The organism is Marinimicrobium sp. LS-A18 (assembly GCF_000463525.1).
GTDB classification, from domain to species: Bacteria; Pseudomonadota; Gammaproteobacteria; order Pseudomonadales; family Cellvibrionaceae; genus Marinimicrobium; species Marinimicrobium koreense.
In genome coordinates this window covers 135,413-159,428 of the sequence record NZ_AWEP01000002.1, presented here as the reverse complement: position 1 = coordinate 159,428, position 24,016 = coordinate 135,413, and the positions used below count along the sequence as shown (strand labels likewise).

Here is a 24,016-nt window from a genome sequence, read left to right as displayed (position 1 = left end):
CGGCGGGATTCCGTTACGGCGGATGCGCCTTCGGCTTATCCGCCCTACGCGGATTTATACCGCTGCGCTCGGCCGTAGGGCGGATAAGGCCAAAGGCCGCATCCGCCGTAACCCAAGTCAATCCAAACCACGAAAGGTCTAAAGCATGAACCTACTGGTCATCGGCGGCGGCGGACGTGAACACGCCCTCGCCTGGAAGGCGGCCCAGAGCCCCAAGGTCAATAAAGTGTTTGTGGCCCCCGGCAACGCCGGCACGGCCCTGGAGAAAAACCTGGTCAACGTGGATATCGACGTGATGGATTTTCCGGCTCTGGCAGAGTTCGCCCAGCACAATGACGTGGCGCTGACCATCGTCGGCCCGGAAGCGCCGCTGGTGGAAGGCGTGGTGGACTACTTCGCCGAGCGCGATCTGCCCTGCTTCGGCCCCACCAAGGGCGCCGCCCAGTTGGAAGGCTCCAAGGCCTTTACCAAAGACTTTCTGGCCCGGCACCAGATCCCCTCCGCGGATTACCAGACCTTCACCGAGGTGGAGCCCGCCCTGGCCTACCTGGAAGAGAAAGGTGCACCCATCGTGGTCAAGGCCGACGGCCTGGCCGCCGGTAAAGGCGTGATCGTGGCGGAAACCCTGGATCAGGCCCAGGACGCCGTGCGTGACATGCTCTCAGGCAATGCCTTTGGAGACGCCGGCTGCCGTGTGGTGATCGAAGAGTTCCTCACCGGTGAAGAAGCCAGCTTTATCGTCATGGTGGACGGCAAACATATCCTGCCCATGGCCACCAGCCAGGACCACAAGCGTGTGGGTGAAGGCGATACCGGCCCCAACACCGGCGGCATGGGCGCCTACTCCCCGGCCCCCGTGGTCACCCCCGAGGTGCACGAGCGCATCATGCAGCAGGTGATTGTACCGACCGTGGAGGGCATGGCCGCCGAAGGCAACCCCTACACGGGCTTCCTGTACGCCGGCCTGATGATCACCCCGGACGGCCAGCCAAAAGTGATCGAATACAACTGCCGGTTCGGCGACCCCGAAACCCAGCCGATCATGTTGCGCCTGAAATCCGACCTGGCCGAGCTGTGCCAGATCGCACTGGACGGCAAACTCGATCAGGCCCATACCGAATGGGACGAGCGTGCCGCGGTCGGCGTCGTGCTCGCCGCCGGTGGTTACCCGGGCAGCTATAACAAGGGCGACGAAATCAGCGGTCTCCCTACCGAAGAGACCCCCGGTGAGCGCGTATTCCACGCCGGCACCAAGACCGCCTCCGGTAAAGTCGTCACCAGCGGCGGCCGAGTGTTGTGTGCCACCGCCCTGGGCAATACCGTCAGCGAAGCGCAACAACGCGCCTATGCCCTGGCCGATCGCATCCAGTGGAATGGGGTTTTCTACCGTAAGGACATTGCCTATCGGGCAATTGAGCGGGAGCAGCGCTAACGCCGCCCGCGTGCTGAAGCCCGCCCTGGTGGCGGGCCCAGTCAACTGGCACCGGCTCGGCTGGATGCTATACTCACCCTGACGTGCCAGGATTTTCAAGCGCAAGTCCTTCGTCAATCCTTATTGAACATATACAAAAAGGCGTCATGGATTTCCGCATGTTGCCTGAAACCAATAACAGTACCGTCAGTACAAGGCTTTCAATGAAACAACTCCCGGCTATACGCTTGAGCCACGTGCTGCTCATCGTGTCCTTTATCGCGCTTCCTGTGCGCGGCGACGTCACCGCTCCATCCTGGAATATCAATGGTTTCGGCACGCTCGGGATCGCGCACTCCGATGAAGACCAGGCGGATTTCACCACAGGGCTACTCGCCGATGAAGGAGCTGGGTACAGTGATGAATGGAGTCTGAAAGTAGACAGTAAAGTGGGCGTTCAGCTGACCGCCAACTTTTCCTCGAAATTCAAAGCCGTCCTTCAGGTGGTTTCGGAACAGCGGCATGATGGCTCCTTTGACCCACTGATTGAGTGGGCAAATGTGAGCTACGACATTACGCCCGAGCTCACCGTTCGCATCGGGCGAACGGTACAGCCGTCATTTATGACTTCCGAGTACCGAAAAGTCGGCTATGCCAACCCTACCGTTCGGCCGCCCGCCGAGGTCTACAACCTGGTTCCCGTTACCAACTCCGATGGTATCGACGTCTCTTACCAAAGCCGTTTCAACGAGGTCACCAACACGTTGCACCTGCTTTTCGGCAAGAAGACCACCGACCTGCCCGACGGATTTGAAATGGAATCGGACGATTCTTTTACCCTGGCGAACACGCTGGAGTGGCGCGACACAACCTTGTTCGCAGGTTATTCGCAGACAGACCTGACCGTGGACGTTCTGACGCCCTTCTTTGACGGATTCCGCGCGTTTGGCCCCGAGGGCGAGTACATCGCGGACCGATTTGATCTCGATGACACGACCGTGCGCATTGTCAGTGTCGGCGGGCGGTACGACCCCGGCACCTGGTTTATTCTGGGAGAGTGGGCCAACAACAGGTCCCGATCTTTCGTTGGCGAGCACCGGGGCTGGTATGTGACGGGCGGGGTTCGGATCGCGTCATTGACCCCCTACCTGACCTTCGCAGACCAACGAGCCAAAGGTGATTTATCTCATCCGGGCCTGCCTTTCCCACAGGCCCAGCCTCTGAACGAAACGCTGAACCTGCTGCTGTCCCAAAACACCTCCGACCAGAGCCGCATTGCGGTCGGTGCACGCTGGGATTTCGCTCCGAGCGTTGCTCTGAAAGTTCAGTACGATCGCATAGACCTGAGACGCGGAACGCGCGGCGTACTATCGAACACGCAGCCTGGCTTTGAGGGAGACGAGCCCGTCTCTGTATTCAGCACCACTGTCGACTTTGTCTTCTAGGTTACTTGCCCATGCCACTATTTCTCAAAAAGATAATAATGACCGGGCTGTTGAGTACGCTTGGAAACTTCGTCTACGCTGAAGTCGTTGTGGTGGTTCCAAACGAAAGCCCCATACAGGAGCTGACGTCGCTGCAACTGAGCGACATCTACCTCGGGCGCCTCACTCAGCTGCCGGGTGGCGAACCCATCAACCCCATTGATCAGACGGAGCAGAGCCCGGCTCATGGTGAATTTTATCAGCAGTACCTCGGTCGAACGGCGGCACAGATTCGGTCACATTGGTCCCGTCTGATTTTTACCGGCCGCGGCCAGCCACCCAAAGCGGTGCGCAGCAATGCCGATGTGGCCAAAGAATTGAGCCGCAACCCCAATACCATTGGCTACATGGCCCCGGAGGCTGTCCCCGATAGCCTGCGCATTCTCACCATAGGGTCATGACCCTATGAATGAGACTGATCCAGACACCCAAGCTGACCTGGCCTCCAGCAAAAAAGCGTCTAAATGGTTGGAAGCCCCCGTACTGATCAGCTCACTCGCGCTCCTGGGTTTGAGTCTCATTTGGGCCGCCACCGTCCACCTGACGGACGACGTTATGAGTACCGCGTCCCGGAACACGGCCTCCATGGCAACCGATGTGGCCGACACCTATGAAGCCCAGGTGATTCGCGCCCTTCGCGAAATCGACCAGACACTCAAATTGGTTCGGTACGACACCCAGCGTCAGACACCCGAAGCCGCCATGCGCGAACTCAGTGAACGGGACCTATTGCCTCCAAGTCTACTCTTCTCCATAGCCGTTCTCAGTCCTGAGGGGAACCTTCTGGCGACCCATGGCAACTTCAGGCTACAACACCCTGAAGAGCACACCTTCTTTCAGGAGGCGCTGAATGCCAACCAATTGACGCTCAGCCGCCCCATCGACACTGACGCCGGTACCTTCCTTTATTTTGCTCGAGGTGTCGGTAGCAACCAGAATCAGGCCTCCGGCGTTGTTGCACTGGCCGTGCACGCGGATTACTTCGTCAGTGGTTACGATAACACCACCCTGGGCGATATGGGCGCGCTTGGACTGGTAGCCAGCGACAACCACTTCCGGGTCTACCGCAGTGGGGATGCGATCAGCACCGGCTTACCGATGGACAATTTTGTCGAGGAGCTTCCAAAGCTTGAGGACCCCTCTTTGGCGCCGTTGATGTATCACCCCTGGGATGGCGTCGAGCGTTATACAGTAATACGTGAACTGTTTGAATTCCCGCTCTCGGTGGTCGTTGGGCTGTCTCACAGGGAACAGCTGGAGCCGGCTCTGACCACAAAACGCGAATACTTTTGGCGGGCAGCGCTGGCAAGCGCGGGCTTGGTTGGTGTTGCTGCCATCCTCGGATTTCTGAGCTGGAGACTGCAACGGACACGGCAACAAGCCATGCAGGAGCGTGTACTACACGCCCAGAAAGTGGAATACCTGGCATTTCACGACAGTCTGACTGACTTACCGAACCGGGCATACTTCAGTCGTTTACTGACACAGTCAATGCACGAAGCCCGTCGCTACGAACGTCAATTTGCCCTCCTCTTCCTGGACCTCGACCGTTTCAAGCACATCAATGATTCTCTCGGTCACGATGCGGGCGATGATCTGTTGCAGGAAATTGCCCGGCGGCTCTCTCGCTCGGTGCGAGAGAGCGACGTGGTGGCGCGCCTCGGCGGCGATGAGTTTGTTGTCTTGCTGCCCAACATTCCCGACCCGCAGCAAGTGGCACCCGTCGCGGACAAGATTCTCGCCGCCTGCGGAAAGCCATTCACTCTGGCAGGGCAGGAGTTCCGGGTCACCGTCAGTATCGGCATCACTCTCTTCCCGAAGGACGGGGACGACGAACAGACATTGATGAAGAACGCGGACATGGCCATGTACCATGCCAAAGAGCTGGGGAAAAACAATTTCCAGTATTTCTCCGAGTCCCTTAACACGGACTCTCTGGAGCGGCTGACCCTGGAATCCAGCTTGCGCCACGCCCTGGAACGGAACGAATTCCGCCTGTTTTACCAGCCCAAACGCAGCATGAAGAGTGGCCAGATTACCGGTGTCGAGGCCCTACTCCGCTGGCAGCATCCGGAACTGGGGATGATTCTGCCCATGCAGTTCATTCCGGTTGCCGAGGAAAACGGTCTTATCGTTCCCATCGGTCGCTGGGTATTGCGCACCGCGTGCCAGCAGAGCGTCGAATGGCAAAAAAGCGGCCTACCGCCACTGAACATGGCCATCAACTTATCGGCCCGCCAATTTATCGATGAGAGCTTATTGGATGATATCAAGCAGGCTCTTCAGGACACTGGCATGAGTCCCGAGCTATTGGAGGTCGAGATTACTGAAACAATGGTAATGCGCGACGTAGAAACCACGGTGGACATTCTGAAGGAACTCAAATCGATGGGCGTCCGAGTCGCGATTGATGACTTTGGAACAGGCTACTCCTCTTTATCCACCTTGAAGCAGTTCCCGGTGGATTCCATCAAGATCGACTCCTCCTTTGTCCAGGACCTGACCCGAAGCATTGAGGATCGGGGCTTGACGGAAGCCATCATTGCCGTTGGCCGAAACCTGAGCCTGAATGTCATTGCAGAGGGCGTGGAAACGTCCGAACAGTACGAATATCTGAAGGAACAGGCGTGTGATGAGTTTCAGGGTTTTTACGGAAACGCGGCACTGCCCGCGGATGAGTTGAGTCAACTGATCGCAAGCTTAGCGGACAAGAGCACCGAGCCCGGGGAGTAGCAGGATATCCCCGCCGCATACTTGCGGCGCTCGCCACAACCTTTTCGTCAGGGCAACACCTCGTAATCCCGCTGCGCGATCAGCGGCAGCGAAGGCTCGGCACCGTAGATTTCCACCCGGTAGGTGCCGGGTTCCCACCCCTGCCGGGGACGCACCCAGGCCTCCTGACGCAACCCGGTATCGTCCGTCAACGGATGGTAGTCAAAGTGGGACAGGCCCGGCTGGTCCTGTCGCGCCCACCGAATGATCACCGACGCCTGCTGGTACTCAGTCGGCACCTGGTAGTGCAGGTAGACCGTCCGGTCTTGCGCACTGAAGCGGTTCTGGGCTCGGTAGGGGCTGCCGTCCTGACCCGAGCGATAGCGGCTGAATATCAGCGCCCCCGGGTTATCCGGGGCGAGTTCTGGAGGGGTTCCCGCCGCCCAGCGGGCGTAAAGTTCGCGCAGATGTTCAACACCCAGTCCCTGCCGGTTTAGCCAGTCAGCGGTTATATGAGAGCGCCGTGAAAAGAAGGCCTCGAGCTGTTCCAGGTCGGTCTGTTGAATCAGCGCCAGCGCCTCTTCGCGGGTGAACCCCAGCTCGATCCCCAAACTCAGATCGTCGTGGAGGCGCCGACGCTCTTCCGGCACCGTACGCGAGCGGCTCGCCTGCGCGTCTTCCCTGGGGACCTCGACCGGAGCGGTTGCGCTCCGCGCCGAGGCCTCGCTAACCGGTCGCTCCGATATTGATTCAACCGGGACCTTGAGCGGCGGCGTCCCTGCGCGCTCGTCACCTCCCTGATACAAGGCTCTCACCAAGCTGAAAGCGCTCACACCAATAAACACGACGGTAACCAAAGTAACCAGGTGTCTCATGGGAGGCGACTCTGAACTAGTAATTTGCCAGGTAGTCATCCCGTTCGCCAATACACTGTGCTCGGGAATCATACTTGGTCAGGTAGCTGTAGGAGACACCGTCAGTGTTCGGGCCGCAGTCATTATCGCCGTACTGAACAGGCCCATAACAACTCGCATAGATGGCCTCGGTGGTCTGTCCGACACAGAGGTTGTAGTAAATCTGCTCACTGGTGTCTTCAACGCTGACGCCACCACCGCCACCACCGGTGGAGCCACTGCCGCAGTCAAATCCAGCCGCCACGTCACGGGCATAGCTCACCTGAGTTTCATAGTTACCATAGACCTCCTCGGCCTCACTTTGGTAACCCTCAGCACAGAGCTCCAGTGCCTGCTGATAGTAGGCATCCGCCGCCAGAAACTGGGTCGACACCTGCGTCCCACAAGCGTTGGCCGCATCCCGGTCAGAGGCGGTCACCAACTCCTGGAACGAACAGCTACCACCGCCGGAGCTATCCAGCTCACGGGTATCTTCTCCTTCATCATCCTCGGCCACACAGCCGGACAACGCCAGCAGGCTGAGAAGGCTTACTGCTTTGATATATCCCCAAGTCGTCATTTTTGATGCTCCGCATTGTGTCGGTTTTGTAGACAATTTTATGCGTCACAGCTTCAAACCGCATACCCCATTTGGGTGAAATTTGCCCCTCAACAACAAAAAAACCGAGCGCATTACCTGCGCTCGGTTTTTCGGTGCGGGTTTACGGACGATGCGGTCAGTCGGAGGCCTCTACCAGCACCTCCACCAGCTCCGGCTCGATGACGCTGCCACTGTAGCGATCAAACAGCGCGAAACCGCCGTTGCCGGCATAGCCATTGTCCCAATAGACAGGCACCATGTCGTGATCAAGCGCTGACTGGGTAATGTATTCATTCCAATAGCGCCGGTAGGTATCGTGACCTTCAACATTCTGCCGTGAAATCACACCATACTCACCCAGAATGACCCCGAGACCCTGGTCGACAAAGTTCGTCTGCATCCGCTGGAACTGGTTATCCACGTAAGACTCATTGGCCCAGGTTTCGGTGACATTGGGATCGGTTGCGATCGACCCCCACTGGGTAATGTTGCTGCTTTCGTTCAACGTAAAGTTGTAGGGGTCATAGTAATGCACCTCCATCAACAGCCGATCACTGACCGTATCCTCGGGAATCTCGGCGAAGTTCACGGTGTGATCAATGTTGGTATTGAACCCCTGAACCACCAGATAGCGATCCGCATTGTTGCCGCCGGTCGCGCGCACGGTATCGACGAAGGTCTGATTGAAACTGTTCTGGACGGTGTAGTACTCCTCGGTTGGCGTCCCGTAATCGCCTTCGACCATCACCTCATTGGTACCGGCAAACAGCAGTCGATGGTCGTAGGCCTCAAAGTGCTCGGCGATCTGGGTCCACATGATGGCCAGACGATTGTTGACATACTCTTGATCCGCGTAGGTGGGCTGCATCCAGCCACCGTCCCAATGGATGTTCATGATCACATACAGGTCCGCGTCCAGCGCGTAGTTGACCACTTCCTCTACCCGGTTTTTCCAGCTCTCCTCGATGATGAAATTCTCGGCATCGGAAAACTGACTCCAGGCTACCGGCACCCGAAGCGTGTCGAAACCTGCGGCTTTTACCCTATCGATCAGCTCCCGGGTAATTTCGGGATTCCCCCAGGCGGTTTCACCGCCAATGGCGTCCAGGGAGTTGCCGACATTCCAGCCCACGCCCATTTGCTCGGTCAGCTCCACGGCCGTCAGTCCCCCGGGGTTGCTCACAGAGGAGCTGGACGAACTGGAAGCGCTCGACGAAACGGAGGAACTACTGCTGGACGAGCTACTGACCGAACTGCTGGATGAGGACTGCGAGCTACTGGAACTCGACGAAACCGACGAGCTGCTGGACGAGCTCGCCCCACCACAGAGAGCACCCAAGAGCTCAGGTATTTCCGCGTCGCCGTTCTGACTCACCTGAAAACCAAATTCAATGGACTGCCCTGGTTGGATCGACTGATTCCAGCTAAGGTTGGTCGCACGATAGGGGTTGGAGCCTTCCAACTCGGCATTCCACAGGTTGGTAATGGTGCTGTGCTCATACTCCCAACTCACCTGCCAACCATTGATCGCCGAGGTGTCGTTATTGGTAATCTGGATGCTCGCAATGGCGCCAGCGCCCCAATCACTTTGAACCAGGTAATCGCATTGAACGGATTGAGCCTGGGTGAGCGGGGCCACCATTAATGCGGCGGCCAACAAAAAAGCGCCACTGACTGTTTTTATCTTTGAAAACGTCATGGGAAATTATCTCCTTTCCGGGTTTTTATGCGAGAAAAATATCAAGGAATAATGCACCGCATACCGGACCTGAAATACCCACCAGTCCTTACCGAATACCCCTGTGTATGCAGCGTCAGTCTTATACTTCTTCGAGTTTCCGGCTCTGGCCGAGGCCAAAGCGTCCACTCACCAAAAAGTATATCGACACCGCTTCAGGGAAAAATGCAGAAGGGCTTGCGGGACGAGAGGGAGATCACAAATTGCAAAGAAGAAAAAGACGCTCAGGCAAGAAGTGAAAAGTCAGGCGACATTTGCCACTGATGGCGTAAAAACAGGCGGGACCGATCTTCAGTTTCAGAGGGCGCGCACTTGGCGCGTAAAACAAAGCCGATTTGGGCAAGCGGCGAATCAGACCGCACCTTGGGGACGGAGAAAGAGGGACGAAGAATTCGTCCCTCCTGACACGGAATTTAACATACGGATATATTTTCTTATTTGAAAATCAGGATTTCCACTTGATATTGCAACCCAGGCTGGGACGCTGCTGATCTTCGGGGGGCTGCTCACCTCTGGCGACCAATTCAGCCGCCGCCAGCAGGTCTTTCCCGGTCACCGGAATATCATTGCCCGGACGGCTGTCGTCCAGTTGGCCCCGGTAAACCAGCCGCTTGTTCCGGTCAAACAGGTAGAAATCCGGGGTGCAGGCCGCATCAAAGGATTTGGCCACCCGCTGGGTTTCGTCGTAGAGGTACGGGAACGCCAGCTTGTACTCCTTGGCAAATTGAGCCATTTTTTCCGGAGAATCCGCCGGGTACTCATTGACATCGTTGGAACTGATGGCGATACAGCGGATGCCCATTTCATTGAGCCGGTCGTTGAGTGTTTCCAGGAACGGCGCAATATGCAGGACAAACGGGCAGTGATTGCAGATGAACATCACCACCAACCCCTTATCGCCCATGCGCTGACTCAGTTTCCAGGTTTCCCCGGCGGGATCAGGCAAAGTGGTATCGGGCAGCTCGGTGCCCAGAGGAAGCATATTGGAAGGCGTACGGGCCATAATCGACTCTCCTGTTAAGCGCCAGCCCCGCCCCGGGGCCGCAGACACTTGGATGATTAACCCTGAATTGTATACCCCCAGGCGCCCCCTGTTAAAGTCGGCAACAGGCGCCATCACCCGGGGCCTGGAGGCCGTGAGGCCGGGAGAGCCGCACAAGAATTTCACTATCGGTGAAATAGAGCCCCTTTATTTCATGATGACCACAACATTGATATAATTGGGCTTCAATGTTAGCAAGCACTTACAGCCATACACCACCCCGAACAATGACTGTTTATATTTGCTCACTCAGGAGGTAAACTGACTCTGATCCGCATCATAAGCGGCGCCGGGCCCACTGAGTGATCCCGGGACAAAACGCGGTGGACACCACCGCACAATAAATCAACCCTGGCAGTATGCAAGCAGTACAGCGCGTTTTGGGGCCGGACTCCGGTTCTCGCTGTGGGCGCTGCCTAAACCAGCTGCACAACCGACATTGGGGTCTGCCCGGCCTCCGGTGACGGCTTTTGTGTGTTGAGAGGAATTGTGAGAATGACTTTTATCCACGACGATTTTTTGCTCGACACCGAGCAGGCCAAGGCGTTGTACCACGATTACGCCAAAGACATGCCGATCATTGACTACCACTGTCACCTCCCCCCGGATCAGATCGGCGAAAACAAACAGTTCAAGAACCTGTCCGAGGTCTGGCTGGCCGGTGACCATTACAAATGGCGAGCGATGCGCTCCAATGGTGTCAGTGAAAAGTACTGCACCGGCGATGCCAGCGACTGGGAGAAATTTCAGGCCTGGGCCGAAACCGTACCGAATACCCTGCGCAACCCGCTGTATCACTGGACCCACCTGGAACTGAAGAAGCCTTTCGGCATCACCAACAAGCTGCTCAGCGGCGAAAATGCCCGCGAGGTGTGGGACCAGTGCAACGAACTGCTGGCGACGCCGGAATTCAGCGCCAAGGGCCTGATCACCCAGGCCAATGTGAAGGTCATCTGCACCACCGATGACCCGACCCACGACCTGCGCCATCACCAGTCCATCGCCGCGGACAGCAATTTCAACACCAATGTGCTGCCCACCTGGCGCCCGGACAAGGCCATGGCCGCCGAAGATACCCAGGGTTACAACACCTACCTGGATCGGCTCGGGGAAGTGGCTGACGTACAGATCAGCACTTATGACGACCTGATGAGTGCCCTGCAGAAACGCCACGACTTCTTCCATGAGCAGGGTTGCCGCCTCTCGGATCACGGGCTGGAAACCGTCCACGCCGAAGATTATACCGATGCCGAAATCAAGGCGATTTTCGCCAAAGTGCGCGGCGGCAAGGACCTCGACCAGACCGAGCTGGACAAGTTCTACTCGGCCATGCTGGTGGAATTCGCCCGTCAGGACCACGAGAAAGGCTGGGTCCAGCAGTACCACATCGGCGCCATCCGCAACAACAACCCGCGGCTGTTCCGCGACCTGGGGCCGGATACCGGTTTCGACTCCATTGGCGACCACAACTATGCCAAGCCGCTGTCGAAATTCCTCGGCCGCCTGGACAACGACGACCGCCTGGCCAAAACCATTCTGTACAATCTGAACCCGCGCGACAATGAGATGATCGCCACCATGATCGGCAATTTCCAGGATGGCTCGGCCGCCGGCAAGATGCAGTTTGGTAGCGGTTGGTGGTTCCTGGATCAATTGGACGGCATGAAGCGCCAGATCGAAGCCCTGAGCCAATTGGGTCTGTTGAGCCGCTTTGTGGGGATGCTGACCGACAGCCGCAGTTTCCTGAGCTACTCCCGCCACGAGTACTTCCGGCGTCTGCTGTGCCGCATCCTCGGCCATGACATGGCCGCCGGTACGGTGCCCAATGACCTGAAAATGGTCGGTAGCATGATTCAGGACATCAGCTTCAACAACGCGAAAGACTACTTCCCGTTTGACGTCCCGAAGTAAGCGGGTCGATTAGCTAGCGTGGTAGTCTATAGAGCCCGGCAGACATGTCGGGCTTTTTTCGTTCTCAACCCGGAGAGCGCTCTTGGACAGCACCAATTTGCTATCGACATTCCTGTTCTCACTCTCGGTCACCACACCGATTTTCCTGATGGTGATTCTTGGTGCGGTGTTACGCCGCATCGGGATGATTGATGAGACCTTCATCAACACGGCATCGCGCCTGGTATTTGCGGTGGGCTTGCCGGTATTGTTGTTTTTCAGCAGCGCCACCACCGACTTTGGCGCCGCCGCCGACGGCCGCATCCTGTTCGCGGTAGTAGCCGGAGCGATCGCCATTTTTCTGTTGAGTCTGCTCACGGCGGACGGTTTTGTGCGCGACCGGCGGGACCGGGGCGTCCTGGCCCAGGCGGCGTTCCGGGGCAACCTGGTGATCATCGGTCTGGCCTACTGCGCCAATGCCTACGGAGAAAGCGGCGTGGCCATGGCCGCCCTACCCATCGCCATCACCATCGTGCTCTATAACGTACTGTCGGTCATTGCGCTCAACCGGGACCTGGACAGCCGGCGAGGCATGCGGGGCGTGTTCTCGGGTGTGGTGCGCAACCCATTGATCATCGGCATTGTCGCCGGACTGTTCTACGGTTGGATAGAAGGACCCATGCCCGAGCCCGTTCAACGGGCGGGTAATTATCTGGGTGAGATGAGCCTGCCCCTGGCCCTGCTGTGTGTGGGCGGCGCACTGGATCTGAAGTCATTGCGGCAAGTGGGCGGTGGCGCCCTGGCAGCCACCACCTGGAAACTGATTGTTTCGCCCCTGGTCGGTGTCTTGATTGCACTGGCGCTGGGGCTGGAGGGTCAGGCGCTGGCGGTGGTCTTTCTGCTGGCCGCGTCGCCCACGGCTACCGCCAGTTTTGTCATGGTGCGGGCCATGGGCGGTAATGCCTCCCTGGCCGCCACCATGATCGTCCAGTCCACGGTGTTCGGATTGGTGACGGTCACGCTGGGCCTGTGGATACTGCAGGCCCTGGCGAGCTAAACACTACTCGTTGTCGTCCTGGATCTGCTCCTGAATCTCGTCATAGGATTCGTGGCGCACATCTTCACCCTTCACCAGATACACCACGTACTGGGCCAGGTTTCGGGCGTGATCACCAATCCGCTCCAGGGCGCGCAGACTCCACATGATGTTCAGGGCACGGGAAATATTGCGAGGGTCCTCCATCATGAAGGTCAGCATTTCCCGCATGGCGGAGTTGTACTCCATATCCACGGTATTGTCCGTTTCCACTACCCGTAGTGCCAGGTCGATATCCAGACGAGCAAACGCATCCAGTGCGTCACTCAACATGCGCGAGACATGGCCACCGATGTGGCGCACTTCAACGTACCCGCGCGGTGTGGAGCCGTCACCGCTAAGGGCGATAGCTTGCCGGGCGATTTTGCTCGCCTCATCACCCACCCGCTCCAGGTCCGTGATGGCTTTGGTAACCGCGATAACGAGACGCAGGTCACTGGCCGCTGGCTGGCGACGCGCCAGAATGCGAACGCAGTCTTCGTCAATATCCAGCTCCATGTCATTGACGTGATCATCTTCCCGAACCACCCGCTCGGCGGTCTCGGCATCGGCATCAATCAGCGCCTGTATGGCATCATTAACCTGACGTTGAGCCAGTCCACCCATCTCGGACAGTTTGGTCTTGATTTCATCCAGCTCAAGATTGTACTGCTGAGAAATATGATGCGTATGGGATTTGATATCCATGACCATGATGAGTGCTCCTCTTAGCCGTACCGGCCGGTAATATAATCTTCGGTTTGCTTATTGGTCGGGTTGGTAAACAGCGAATCGGTGTCACCAAACTCGATCAGATCGCCCATGTACATGAACGCAGTATAGTCCGAAACCCGGGCCGCCTGCTGCATATTGTGGGTCACAATCACAATGGTGTATTGATCCTTGAGCTCGTAGATCAGCTCTTCAATTTTCAGTGTTGAAATCGGGTCCAATGCCGACGCCGGCTCATCCAGCAAAATCACTTCCGGCTCAATGGCAATGGCGCGGGCGATGACCAGACGCTGCTGCTGACCACCGGACAGACCAAAGGCGTTGTCGTGCAGCCGGTCTTTGACTTCTTCCCACAGGGCGGCGCCGCGCAGGGACTTCTCCACCACTTCATCCAGAACCCGGCGGGACTTTACGCCCTGCAGACGCAGGCCATAGGCGACATTTTCATAAATGGATTTCGGAAATGGGTTGGGCTTCTGGAATACCATACCCACCTGACGACGCAGCTCGGCCACGTCGACTTTCTTGTCGTACATATTGCTGCCATCCATCAGGATCTCGCCTTCGATGCGGCAGATATCCACCAGGTCATTCATCCGGTTGAAACAGCGCAGCAGCGTCGACTTACCGCAGCCGGAAGGTCCGATAAAGGCGGTTACCTTCTTTTCGGGAATCTTCAGGTTGATGTCTTTCAGGGCACGATTATCCCCGTAGTACAAATTCAGATTATTGACCTCGAGCTTGATGGTCTCGTCTTCCAATGCCATGGCATTACCCTGTGTCTGAGGGCGGGGCGCGCCCACGTGTGCTTGGTGGTCGGGTGCCGTTGATGACCCGCTTTGCTTGGTAGTATCTTCTAACATGCTAGGCTCCCGCGATCAATCAGAGGCGCTGCGATACTTCTCGCGCAGCGTGTTACGAATTTTGATGGCTGTAAGGTTCAGAATAATGATCAACAACACCAGCGTCAGCGCCGTCGCGTAAACCAGGGGGCGAGCGGCTTCAACGTTCGGACTCTGGAAGCCGACGTCATAAATATGGAACCCGAGGTGCATGATCTTCTGATCCAGATGAATGTACGGGTAGTTGCCATCAATGGGCAGGCTCGGTGCCAGCTTGACCACACCGACGAGCATCAATGGTGCCACTTCACCGGCGGCACGGGCGATGGCCAGAATCAGGCCGGTCATCATGCCAGGCGTGGCCAGAGGCACCACCACCTTCCACAGGGTTTCTGACTTGGTCGCCCCCAGGGCCAGACTACCCTGACGGATGGTGCTGGGAATACGCGCCAGGCCTTCTTCGGTGGAGACAATCACCACCGGCAGCGTCAACAGGGCCAGAGTCAGAGACGCCCAGAACAAACCCGGCGTACCAAAGGTCGGGGCCGGTAAGGACGCGGGGAAAAACAGCTCATCAATGTTGCCCCCCAGGAAGTACACGAAGAAGCCCAGACCAAACACCCCGTAGACAATCGAGGGCACACCGGCCAGGTTGTACACCGAAATGCGGATCAGCTTCAGCACCGTACCCTGACGGGCGTACTCGCGCAGATAAATGGCTGCCAGCACGCCCAGTGGGGTAACCATGATCGACATCACAATCACCATGGTGACGGTGCCGAAGATGGCCGGGAAAATCCCGCCCTCGGTATTGGCTTCGCGAGGCTCTTCGGTCAGGAACTCCCAGAACCGGTCCATGTAGTGTGCCAGCTTGCCAAACACACCCAGGTGGTTGGAGCGGGTAACCCGCACGATGTTATGCAGGTGAATGGTTTTTTCCATTCCGTTGACGGTTTCAACATCAAAGCTGTCCCGCTCGATCTGCTCATAAATCGCGTCGCGCTCCGCCTTGATCCGGCGGTACTCTTCGTTCAACGCCTCTCGCTCGACCGCAAACTGCTCTTCAGCTTGCGCCATTTCTTCTGGCGATACGCCCTGCAGCTCAAGGCGACGGCGCTCCAGGCGCAGACGTTCCAGTTTGTGATTGATGCTACCAATCTCCACCCTTTCCTTGCGACGGATTTCTTTGTGCAGATCCACGCTGCGCTCGACCCGGGCTTCCACCTCTGGCCAGAAATCCTCATCGCCCAGGCGGCTGATCACTTCGCCGTGTTCTTTCAGCGCCACCGGGAAACCATAAAAGTTACCCCACTCGCGACGTTCAACTACAATGGCATTTTCCGGGTAGTGCCACTCGCCCATGCCCACGTCCAGGTACCACTGGAAATCGCTGCCGAGATCCCGATTCCCCTGCTTGATCAGGTAGCGGGTCACCAGAGGGACATCTTCGCCCACGGCGTAGCCATTGGTACGCGCCACCCGCGCTGGAATGACTTCCTTACGGACCAGTTCACCCAATACTTCCTGTCGGTCGCCATCGCGATCCAGCACCGACATCTGCACCAGATCAGCGGGCCAGAAATGGCCAAAACCGCGAACGGCAATCAGCCCCAACAGGCCCACAACCATAATCATACACAGCGCCACGGCACCGCCGTTCAGCCATACCCAGGGGGCACCACTTTTAAACCAGGCTTTCATCAATCAGGCTCCCAATGGTTACAGGTTGCTGTAGCGTTTACGCAAACGCTGGCGAACGACTTCGGCCAGGGTGTTGACCACAAATGTCAGGGCCAACAGCACCAGGGCGGCGAGGAACAACACCCGGAAGTGCGTGCTGCCAATGGCGGTTTCCGGCAGCTCCACCGCCACGTTGGCGGACAGGGTACGCATACCTTCGAATATGTTGAAGTTCAATACCGGGCTGTTACCGGTGGCCATCAACACAATCATGGTTTCGCCAACCGCGCGGCCAAAGCCCATCATCACCGCCGAGAAGATACCCGGGCTGGCGGTGGGCAGAATCACACCTATTACGGTTTGCCAGCGGGTTGCGCCGAGGGCCAGGGACCCCTGGGTCAAATGGCGGGGCACATTGAACACGGCGTCTTCGGCGATCGAGAAAATGGTGGGAATCACCGCAAAGCCCATGGCAATACCCACCACCAGGGCATTGCGCTGATCGTAGTCAATATTGTTGTTGGTAAGCCACTGGCGCATGCTGCCATCAAAGAACCACACTTCGACATGTGGGCTGATCGCGATACAGGCCCATCCGGTCAGCAGGATGGGGACGATCAGAATGGCGGCCTCCCAACCTTCCGGAACGTTGCTGCGAATCGCCGAAGGCAGCCGACTCCAGAGCAGGCCCACGACCAGCATGCTCACCGGCAGCAATAGCAGAATACTGAAAACCGCCGGGAGGTGATTTTCCAGGAATGGCGCCAGCCACAGACCCGCGAGAAAACCCAGAATAACGGTGGGCAAGGCTTCCATGATCTCAATGGTGGGTTTGACCACCCCTCGCAGCTTGGGGGTCATGAAATAGGCGGTGTAAATAGCGCCCATTACCCCCAGGGGGATGGCAAACAGCATCGCATAAAAAGCGGCTTTGAGCGTACCGATGGACAACGGCACCAGGCTCATTTTCGCCTCGGAGTCATCCGCACCTGAGGAAGCCTGCCAGACGTACTCGGGTTGCTGTCGGCCTTCATACCAGACCTTCTGCCAGAGCGAGCTCATCGAGATTTCCGGGTGTTTATTCCAGACCGAGGCGATATGCAACCGCTGGTCATTATCCATTGCCAGCAAGCGTCCGTTAATCGGCGACAATGCCAGTTGCGAAATGGGTTGATCCGTCACCGACTCAATCACCAGCGTGCTGGACGACGTCCCGTAGAACAGGCCAACATTGCCCTGGTCGTCACCAGCAGCAAAACCTTTGCGGGTGTATTCTGGCGCAATAACGGTAACCTCGCCAGAAAGTGACTCAAAATCGCGTACCGGTGTCAGATGAAACTGATTGTTGTCATCCCGAATGATAAACCACTGGCTGACCGAACCACTGTCGGTCCCAACGATAACCGACATGGTGCCGACCAGAAACTCCAACGCCGTTACCTGGCCTCGCTCGGTCGGTATAGTCTCTATCAGCCGGGCATCTTCAGCGCGCTCGACATGATAAAAATGCAGTTGTTCCCGATCATCCGCGACCACCAAAAAGCGGCCGGTGGCATCGACGATCAACTGCTCCACCTGAGCACCACCGGGTAACGTGGGCACGGAATAGCTCTTGCCAGACACGCTACCCCCGTTGCCGAACAGCCCCTGGTTCATCCGATAGCGCCCCACCACAATCCGGTTGTCCTCGGTGACGGCGGCTAGCATGATTCCAGCATCCGTTTTCTGCACGGCGACCTCTTGTAACGCGCGGCCCTGCTCGTCCAGCATGACGGGATCCTCACCCAACGGATAATCCAGCCCCGGGGTCACCAGGCGCTGATCGTTGGGGTAGCTGAGACTATAGGTTTCCTGCACAACAGATACCGAACCATCGGAGAAACCATAGGCCACCAACTGTTGGTTAGGGACACTGGTATCAACCGCTGTGGGCGTAGCACCTTCGTTGCGAGGGACCTCAAAGGTTTTGAGGGCGAGCCCCGAATCGACGTTAAAGAAGTGCACCTGCCCGGCCTCGCTGAACGACGCCCCCATTTCCTCATAGCGCTCAAGCACCAGGTGCGCGGACGGATCAGCTTCGCTGGTCAGCGCGAAGGGGTAGTCCGCAGTCGGCTCGATACTGCTGCTGCGCAGTAACGGCGCCACTTCAGAGAACAGGTAGATGAAGATCAGCGCCAGGGCGCCAACCACCATCATACCGGCGGTGCCGACTCCGTAGCGGGACAGGCCGTCCTTGAATTTGCGTACCTTGCGCAGACGAGCACGTTGCTCCGCATTCGGCATCAAGCTTCCCCGGGCATCCGGGGTGGAAGGTCGCTCTGACATAGTGCATCAATCCTGAGCTGGAGAATCTCGGTCGAACGCCCCATCAGAGGACTTCGACGAAAGCGCCTGCATGCTAACAGCGCTAGATGACAGTTTTGTTACAGTCACATGACAAAAGGGACCCTCCGCCCCGCGGCGGTGTCCCTTTTGATTGTCCCTAAACCAGTTGACGGATCACAAGCCCGGGGTCCCTTCCGGGTCGATCGGGGCGACAGGTGCCACCCCGGCGGAGGCCGTGTTTACAGACCCAGCTCTTCAGTCACCCGCTTTGCCACTGAGGCCGGCAGCGGAATGTAGCCGTCGCGCACTACCACTTCCTGACCCTGCTTGGAGATCACCATTTTCAGGAACTCAGCCTGCATCGGAGGCAGTGGGCGGTTCGGATGCTTGTTGACGTAAACGTACAGGAAGCGGGACAGCGGGTAGCTGCCATTCGAGGCGTTTTCGGCGTTCGGAGCAGCGAACGCTTCGCCTTCGGCACGGGCCAGCGGTACCGCACGCACACCAGAGGTCATGTAGCCAATACCGGAGTAGCCGATACCGTTGCGCGACTCGCTAACGCCCTGAACAACCGAAGCAGAACCGGGCTGCTCGTTGATGCCGGGCTTGTAGTCACCCCCGCACAGGGCGTTGTCCTTGAAGTAACCATAGGTACCGGATACCGCATTGCGGCTGTATAGCGCCAGATCGCGGTTTTCCCACTCACCTTCGAGCCCCACCTGACCCCAACGGGTAATGTCTTCTGAATAGCCGCAGCGACGGGTCACCGAGAACATGGCGTCAACTTGGGGAATCGTCAGGCCTTCAATGGGGTTGTCTTTATTGACATAAACCGCCAGAACGTCCACCGCTACCGGAACAGCGGTCGGCTTGTAACCGTGAGCCTGCTCAAAGGCGCGAATCTCGGAGGCCTTCATTTCACGGCTCATGGGACCAAAATTGGCGGTATTCTGAGTCAGCGCCGGCGGAGCGGTCGAAGAACCGGCACCCTGGATCTGGATATTGACGTTGGGATAGAACTTGGCGAACTCCTCGGCCCAGAGGGTCATGAGGTTGTTCAGGGTATCGGAACCGATGCTGTTCACATTACCGGATACGCCAGACACCGCCTCGTAATCCGGCAGATTGGGATCGACGTCCGCTTGCGCCATGGCACAGGTCATTGAACCGGCCAGAGCCAGGCCTTTAAAGAATTTGATGGCGTTCATAGAGCGCTCCTCTGAAACAGTGATTTGTCGTTCAGTGACATGAAATGCCCTTATCTGGGTCACTTCCACCTGAGACGCACTCTACTCACCCAATATGACAGTCCTGTGACAGGCTGCCATAAATTTGTCAAATTACTGCAACAAACGCAGAAGGCAGCCCTGGGGCTGCCTTCTGTCGGATAAGCGAATCGGTCTCGCCGGAAAATCAGCCAATTAAATCAGCTGATGTAGACCGGTCCGGCTCCTGAACTCCAGACAATCACAGTGCTCACCATCACCACGACCGCGAGCACCAGGCCCACCGTAATCACCGAACTGGCGTAAATGAAGCCCCGTTCTTTCGGGATATTCATCAGGATGGGAATACCTTCATAAATCAGATAGACGGAGTAGCACGCCGCCAGAATGTACACCGATACCACCAGCCACAACTGTGGGTATACCAGCGCAACACCGGCGAGCATCATGGGAATGGCCGAGTAGACCGCCAGCGCCGTCCCTTCATAGTGGCGACGATTGGCTTCGTCGGCCACACCAAAACTGCGCGACATCCAGTTGATGTATTCGCCCAGGACATAAATGGCAATAAGCTGAGCGAAATAGGCCGCTACGGCCATGAGCAAGGCACTTTGGCTGGTCAATTTCACCACACCGCCGCTACCCACACTCCAGCCCACTTCGGTCACTCCGAAATAACCCGCGATACAGGGTATAAGTGCCATCAACGGAACGTGACGTAGATAAACCCGCAGGAACGATTCGTTGTCGCTGCGTATCCGCTGCCACTCGCGATCGGGGTTGGTGAAGATACCCAGGGTGTGCTGCAACATAGCCATATTTACGTACTCCTACTACTGCTTGTTATTAGAGAGTACGTACAGTATCCAGCTTTGGGACGAGTGCCGCAAAGAAGTATTCGCGATAAACGAATACTGTTAATCAACTTAGGTTATATAAAAGGGGCCGTCGCCCCTTATTTGACGACCTTGAGGTTGGGCCGTTTTTGCGCGTCTTTCTTCGGTTCGGAATCCGGCTTGGGAGGCTCGGGATTGGGCTCATGCTCGAATACCATGCCCTGACCATTCTCCCGGGCATAAATACCCAGTACCGAGCCACAGGGGATCACCAGATCCGTTGGTATGCCGCCAAAACGGGCATTGAAGTTGATCTGTTCCAGACCGATAAACAGGTCTTTGACCGCCGTCGGATTGATATTGAGTACAATCTGGCCGTCTTTATTGACGTGCTGCTGAGGTACTTCAACGCCCTGCCCCTGAGCATCCACCAGGATATAGGGGGTGCAGCCGTTATCCACGATCCACTCATAGAGCGCTCGAATCATGTAAGGACGGCTTGAGGTCATGGCCATAGAAAGTCTCCCGATAGGGTATCGAAGGGCATGAAAGCCCCTTTTGGGGGCAGGACTACGCGCAATGGAGGCTAGTGAGCACCCATGTCGCGCTCGACTTCGGTAAGGCTCTTTCGAAATCCTTCACGCTCGAACAGTCGCTTCTGGTACGTCAGCAAGGGCTGGGCCTGGCGCCCCTTGCCAAGGTCAATATCCAGCATCGGCAGGCGCCAGAGGATCGGTGCCAGGCAGCAGTCCACGATGGTGAACTCGTCGCTCATGAAAAACGGCATTTCGGCAAAGATCGGCGAGATGGCCAGCAAACTGTCGCGCAGGGCCTTACGCGCCTTGAGCACCGTATCCTTACTCTTGCTGGTGAGAATGGTATCTACCAGCGGCGCCCAGTCACGCTCCAGCCGGTACATCCACAACCGGCTCTGAGCCCGGGCAACCGGGTATACCGGCAGGAGCGGAGGATGCGGGAAGCGCTCATCCAGATACTCCATGATCACTTTGGACTCGTACAGGGCCAAGTCCCGGTCCACCAGTGTTGGCAAACTGTTGTAAGGGTTGAGGTCCGCCAGTTCCTGCGGCTTGTTTTTGGGATCGACATCAATAATATCCGACGATACCCCTTTCTCCGACAACACAATTCTAACCCGATGGCTGTAATGATCAGAACCATCGGAAAACAGCGTCATGGATGAGCGTTTGGTCACCACACCCATTGTGTATTACCTCAAATTACCCAGTGATCAAGCCGGGACGCCGACAGGCGCCCCACCGTTATTCGAATTTAGTGAATTCCCTTCCAGTACTCGCGGTTGAGCAGATAAGCAAATACAAACAGAACGGACAGGAACAACAGCACGAAGATACCTATCCGCTCTCGGTCCATGGCTGCGGGCTCACCCAGATACTCCAGGAAATTCACCAGGTCATAGATCACCTGATCAAACTCTTCCTGCGACAGGCTGCCTTCAATGTCGCCCTCTACCAGGCTACCACATTCCTCATCCATGACCGGATTGCCCGCGCTGTCGCGTACAATATGGCCGTGGCTGTCCAGCTCGGGACCGGCAGAGCACTCCAGCAGGCCCTGCAGGTCCAGCATGACGTGGGGCATACCGACGTTTTCAAACACGCGGTTGTTCACACCAAACGGGCGGCTCTCATCCTTATAGAAGTTGCGCAGGTAAGTATACAGCCACTCCGGGTTACGGGAGCGGGCCACCAGGGTCAGATCCGGCGGTTGGACCCCAAACCACTGCTTACCCTGCTCCTTGGTCATGGCCGTGGTCATGAGGCTACCGATCCCCTGATCGCCGAAGATGAGGTTCTCGCGTGCCACATCGTGGGGAATACCGAGATCATCCGCCACCCGCTCATAGCGGGAAAACTTGGCGGAGTGGCAGCCCATACAGTAGTTTACGAAGTATTTGGCACCACGCTGTAAGGACTCTTTGTTGTCCAGATCAGGCTCCATAATGTCGCAGGGAATGGAGCCGCAGCCGCCGGCACCCGCGCCGACAGCCTTGATCGGAACCACCACCAGTACCGCGAACAGCGCCAAACCACCCAGCACCAAGCGCAGTGGCAGTCCTTTCATCTGCACACGCTCTGGCACAGGATGCTCTCCGTCGCGATCCGCCAACCAGGGCAGCGCCACGAACACGGCGGTCAGAACCAAGCCAAACAGCCGCAGGAAGACCGGCACATCGCTGTCTCCTGTGATGCCATTCAGAGCCATTACCAGGAAGATCAGGCCAAAACCCCAGCAGATGGCGAACGACAGGACCCGCGCGATCTGCGAGCGCTGCTCCGGCGGACGGTTGCTGGTCCAGATCGGCATGGTAATGAAATAGGCGAAGTAGAACACCGTCGCCAACTGGGACAACACAGTGCGACCAGTGGTCGGAGATTTGACGCCCAGGTAACCCAGCACCACAAACATCGCGGCGAAGACCATCAACATGACCCGTGGGATATGGCCCTTGTAGCGCATGGACCGGGCCTTGGCACGATCCAGCCAGGGCAGTACAAACAGGATGGCAATCGCCGCACCCATGGCAATCAGGCCGAGGAACTTGGCACTCAGGGGGCCGATCTCAATTGTCACCGCCCGCAAGATGGCGTAGAAAGGCGTGAAGTACCACACCGGGGCAATGTGCTCCGGGGTTTTCAGGTTATTCGCCTCTTCAAAATTGGCGTATTCCAGGAAGAAACCACCCATCTCCGGCATGAAAAACAGGACGAAGCAGAACGCGAACAGGAAGACGGTAATACCTACCAGGTCGTGAACTGTGTAGTACGGATGGAACTGCACGCCATCTTTGGGGATGCCGTTCTCATCTTTGTTCTTCTTGATATCCACGCCGTCAGGGTTGTTGGAACCCACTTCGTGCAGCGCCAGAATATGCAGCACGACCAGTCCGAGCAGGACAATCGGCAGGGCCACGACGTGCAGGGCGAAGAAGCGGTTCAGGGTAATGCCGGAAATCAGGTAATCACCGCGAATCCACTGCACCAGATCTTCGCCGATCACCGGAATGGCCCCGAACAGGGACACAATCACCTGAGCGCCCCAGTAGGACATCTGCCCCCAGGGCAACACGTAGCCCATGAAGGCTTCCGCCATGAGCACCAGGTAGATGGTCATGCCGAAAATCCATACCAGCTCTCGCGGTGCCTTGTAGGAGCCATACATCAGGCCGCGGAACATGTGAAGGTACACCACCACAAAAAACGCAGACGCACCAGTGGAGTGCATATAGCGCAGAATCCAGCCGTACTCCACATCACGCATGATGTACTCGACGGAGGCGAAGGCACCCTCGGCGGTCGGGGTGTAGTTCATCGTCAGCCAGATACCGGTCACCAGCTGGTTGACCAGCACCAGCAGGGACAGAACGCCGAAGAAATACCAGAAGTTAAAGTTTTTGGGCGCGTAGTAGTTGCCCATATGGGTGTCCCAGGCGCGCTGTACCGGGAGACGCTGGTCGACCCACTGCCACAATCCAGTTAACCAATTCATT

At 57.3% G+C, this 24,016-nt stretch carries 19 protein-coding genes; 6 read left to right on the top strand and 13 right to left on the bottom strand.

The window, feature by feature from the left end; all coding sequences use genetic code 11:
• The first annotated feature begins 145 nt into the window (after nucleotides 1-145).
• The 4 genes from purD to N645_RS0100765 all read left to right on the top strand — a co-directional run bounded on the left by purD (nucleotide 146) and on the right by N645_RS0100765 (nucleotide 5,628).
• A complete protein-coding gene (gene purD, locus N645_RS0100780) occupies nucleotides 146-1,432 on the top strand; it encodes a phosphoribosylamine--glycine ligase (RefSeq protein WP_024459604.1) in 1,287 nt (428 codons plus the stop codon).
• Between the two features lie 158 nt (nucleotides 1,433-1,590).
• Nucleotides 1,591-2,856 carry a porin gene (locus N645_RS0100775; RefSeq protein WP_193744933.1) on the top strand — a complete coding sequence of 422 codons (1,266 nt, stop codon included), beginning with the start codon at nucleotides 1,591-1,593 and terminating at the stop codon, nucleotides 2,854-2,856.
• Nucleotides 2,857-2,894: 38 nt separating this feature from the next.
• Nucleotides 2,895-3,296, top strand: a complete 402-nt coding sequence (locus N645_RS0100770) for a hypothetical protein (RefSeq protein ID WP_024459602.1) — start codon at nucleotides 2,895-2,897, stop codon at nucleotides 3,294-3,296.
• 154 nt (nucleotides 3,297-3,450) lie between these two features.
• Nucleotides 3,451-5,628 (top strand): EAL domain-containing protein, encoded by a 2,178-nt coding sequence (locus tag N645_RS0100765; protein WP_202960756.1) that lies wholly within the window; start codon nucleotides 3,451-3,453, stop codon nucleotides 5,626-5,628.
• Nucleotides 5,629-5,675: 47 nt separating this feature from the next.
• Here the strand turns inward: N645_RS0100765 and N645_RS0100760 are convergent, their stop codons facing one another.
• The 4 genes from N645_RS0100760 to N645_RS0100745 form a co-directional block, all read right to left on the bottom strand.
• Nucleotides 5,676-6,482: a hypothetical protein gene (locus N645_RS0100760; protein WP_152521595.1), complete on the bottom strand. Its 807-nt coding sequence runs from the start codon at nucleotides 6,480-6,482 to the stop codon at nucleotides 5,676-5,678.
• A gap of 16 nt (nucleotides 6,483-6,498) precedes the next feature.
• Nucleotides 6,499-7,080 (bottom strand): hypothetical protein, encoded by a 582-nt coding sequence (locus N645_RS0100755; RefSeq protein ID WP_024459599.1) that lies wholly within the window; start codon nucleotides 7,078-7,080, stop codon nucleotides 6,499-6,501.
• Between the two features lie 157 nt (nucleotides 7,081-7,237).
• Nucleotides 7,238-8,800, bottom strand: a complete 1,563-nt coding sequence (locus N645_RS0100750) for a cellulase family glycosylhydrolase (RefSeq protein ID WP_024459598.1) — start codon at nucleotides 8,798-8,800, stop codon at nucleotides 7,238-7,240.
• Nucleotides 8,801-9,284: 484 nt separating this feature from the next.
• A complete protein-coding gene (locus N645_RS0100745) occupies nucleotides 9,285-9,842 on the bottom strand; it encodes a thioredoxin family protein (RefSeq protein WP_024459597.1) in 558 nt (185 codons plus the stop codon).
• 534 nt (nucleotides 9,843-10,376) lie between these two features.
• On the opposite strand from N645_RS0100745, the gene uxaC reads away from it, so the two are divergent.
• Complete coding sequence (gene uxaC, locus N645_RS0100735; RefSeq protein WP_024459595.1) at nucleotides 10,377-11,792, top strand: glucuronate isomerase; 1,416 nt, start codon at nucleotides 10,377-10,379, stop codon at nucleotides 11,790-11,792.
• Between the two features lie 82 nt (nucleotides 11,793-11,874).
• Nucleotides 11,875-12,828: an AEC family transporter gene (locus N645_RS0100730; protein ID WP_024459594.1), complete on the top strand. Its 954-nt coding sequence runs from the start codon at nucleotides 11,875-11,877 to the stop codon at nucleotides 12,826-12,828.
• Nucleotides 12,829-12,831: 3 nt separating this feature from the next.
• Here N645_RS0100730 and phoU read toward each other — a convergent pair whose 3' ends face one another.
• The 9 genes from phoU to N645_RS0100685 form a co-directional block, all read right to left on the bottom strand.
• The gene (gene phoU / locus N645_RS0100725; protein ID WP_024459593.1) at nucleotides 12,832-13,554 is read right to left on the bottom strand and encodes a phosphate signaling complex protein PhoU; all 723 of its coding nucleotides are present in this window, start codon (nucleotides 13,552-13,554) and stop codon (nucleotides 12,832-12,834) included.
• 20 nt (nucleotides 13,555-13,574) lie between these two features.
• Entirely contained in the window at nucleotides 13,575-14,345 is a 771-nt protein-coding gene (gene pstB, locus N645_RS0100720) for a phosphate ABC transporter ATP-binding protein PstB (RefSeq protein ID WP_024459592.1), read from the bottom strand.
• Between the two features lie 111 nt (nucleotides 14,346-14,456).
• Entirely contained in the window at nucleotides 14,457-16,121 is a 1,665-nt protein-coding gene (pstA, locus tag N645_RS0100715; protein WP_024459591.1) for a phosphate ABC transporter permease PstA, read from the bottom strand.
• A gap of 18 nt (nucleotides 16,122-16,139) precedes the next feature.
• Nucleotides 16,140-18,425 (bottom strand): ABC transporter permease subunit, encoded by a 2,286-nt coding sequence (locus N645_RS0100710; RefSeq protein ID WP_024459590.1) that lies wholly within the window; start codon nucleotides 18,423-18,425, stop codon nucleotides 16,140-16,142.
• Between the two features lie 239 nt (nucleotides 18,426-18,664).
• Nucleotides 18,665-19,633, bottom strand: a complete 969-nt coding sequence (locus tag N645_RS0100705) for a PstS family phosphate ABC transporter substrate-binding protein (protein ID WP_024459589.1) — start codon at nucleotides 19,631-19,633, stop codon at nucleotides 18,665-18,667.
• 218 nt (nucleotides 19,634-19,851) lie between these two features.
• Nucleotides 19,852-20,469: a Yip1 family protein gene (locus N645_RS0100700; RefSeq protein WP_024459588.1), complete on the bottom strand. Its 618-nt coding sequence runs from the start codon at nucleotides 20,467-20,469 to the stop codon at nucleotides 19,852-19,854.
• Between the two features lie 137 nt (nucleotides 20,470-20,606).
• A complete protein-coding gene (locus N645_RS0100695; protein ID WP_024459587.1) occupies nucleotides 20,607-21,002 on the bottom strand; it encodes a ClpXP protease specificity-enhancing factor in 396 nt (131 codons plus the stop codon).
• A gap of 71 nt (nucleotides 21,003-21,073) precedes the next feature.
• A complete protein-coding gene (locus N645_RS0100690) occupies nucleotides 21,074-21,709 on the bottom strand; it encodes a glutathione S-transferase N-terminal domain-containing protein (protein WP_024459586.1) in 636 nt (211 codons plus the stop codon).
• A 68-nt stretch (nucleotides 21,710-21,777) separates the two neighbouring features.
• On the bottom strand, nucleotides 21,778-24,015 hold the full coding sequence (locus tag N645_RS0100685; RefSeq protein ID WP_024459585.1) for a ubiquinol-cytochrome c reductase: 2,238 nt from the start codon (nucleotides 24,013-24,015) through the stop codon (nucleotides 21,778-21,780).
• Between the last annotated feature and the right edge of the window lies 1 nt (nucleotide 24,016).

Coding starts and splice junctions, on each gene's coding strand:
- purD (WP_024459604.1), top strand. CDS start 146: ATGAACCTACTGGTCATCGGCGGCGGCGGACGTGAACACGCCCTCGCC.
- N645_RS0100775 (WP_193744933.1), top strand. CDS start 1,591: ATGTTGCCTGAAACCAATAACAGTACCGTCAGTACAAGGCTTTCAATG.
- N645_RS0100770 (WP_024459602.1), top strand. CDS start 2,895: ATGACCGGGCTGTTGAGTACGCTTGGAAACTTCGTCTACGCTGAAGTC.
- N645_RS0100765 (WP_202960756.1), top strand. CDS start 3,451: ATGAGTACCGCGTCCCGGAACACGGCCTCCATGGCAACCGATGTGGCC.
- N645_RS0100760 (WP_152521595.1), bottom strand. CDS start 6,482: ATGAGACACCTGGTTACTTTGGTTACCGTCGTGTTTATTGGTGTGAGC.
- N645_RS0100755 (WP_024459599.1), bottom strand. CDS start 7,080: ATGACGACTTGGGGATATATCAAAGCAGTAAGCCTTCTCAGCCTGCTG.
- N645_RS0100750 (WP_024459598.1), bottom strand. CDS start 8,800: ATGACGTTTTCAAAGATAAAAACAGTCAGTGGCGCTTTTTTGTTGGCC.
- N645_RS0100745 (WP_024459597.1), bottom strand. CDS start 9,842: ATGGCCCGTACGCCTTCCAATATGCTTCCTCTGGGCACCGAGCTGCCC.
- uxaC (WP_024459595.1), top strand. CDS start 10,377: ATGACTTTTATCCACGACGATTTTTTGCTCGACACCGAGCAGGCCAAG.
- phoU (WP_024459593.1), bottom strand. CDS start 13,554: ATGGATATCAAATCCCATACGCATCATATTTCTCAGCAGTACAATCTT.
- pstB (WP_024459592.1), bottom strand. CDS start 14,345: ATGGCATTGGAAGACGAGACCATCAAGCTCGAGGTCAATAATCTGAAT.
- pstA (WP_024459591.1), bottom strand. CDS start 16,121: ATGAAAGCCTGGTTTAAAAGTGGTGCCCCCTGGGTATGGCTGAACGGC.
- N645_RS0100710 (WP_024459590.1), bottom strand. CDS start 18,425: ATGTCAGAGCGACCTTCCACCCCGGATGCCCGGGGAAGCTTGATGCCG.
- N645_RS0100705 (WP_024459589.1), bottom strand. CDS start 19,633: ATGAACGCCATCAAATTCTTTAAAGGCCTGGCTCTGGCCGGTTCAATG.
- N645_RS0100700 (WP_024459588.1), bottom strand. CDS start 20,469: ATGGCTATGTTGCAGCACACCCTGGGTATCTTCACCAACCCCGATCGC.
- N645_RS0100695 (WP_024459587.1), bottom strand. CDS start 21,002: ATGGCCATGACCTCAAGCCGTCCTTACATGATTCGAGCGCTCTATGAG.
- N645_RS0100690 (WP_024459586.1), bottom strand. CDS start 21,709: ATGGGTGTGGTGACCAAACGCTCATCCATGACGCTGTTTTCCGATGGT.
- N645_RS0100685 (WP_024459585.1), bottom strand. CDS start 24,015: ATGAATTGGTTAACTGGATTGTGGCAGTGGGTCGACCAGCGTCTCCCG.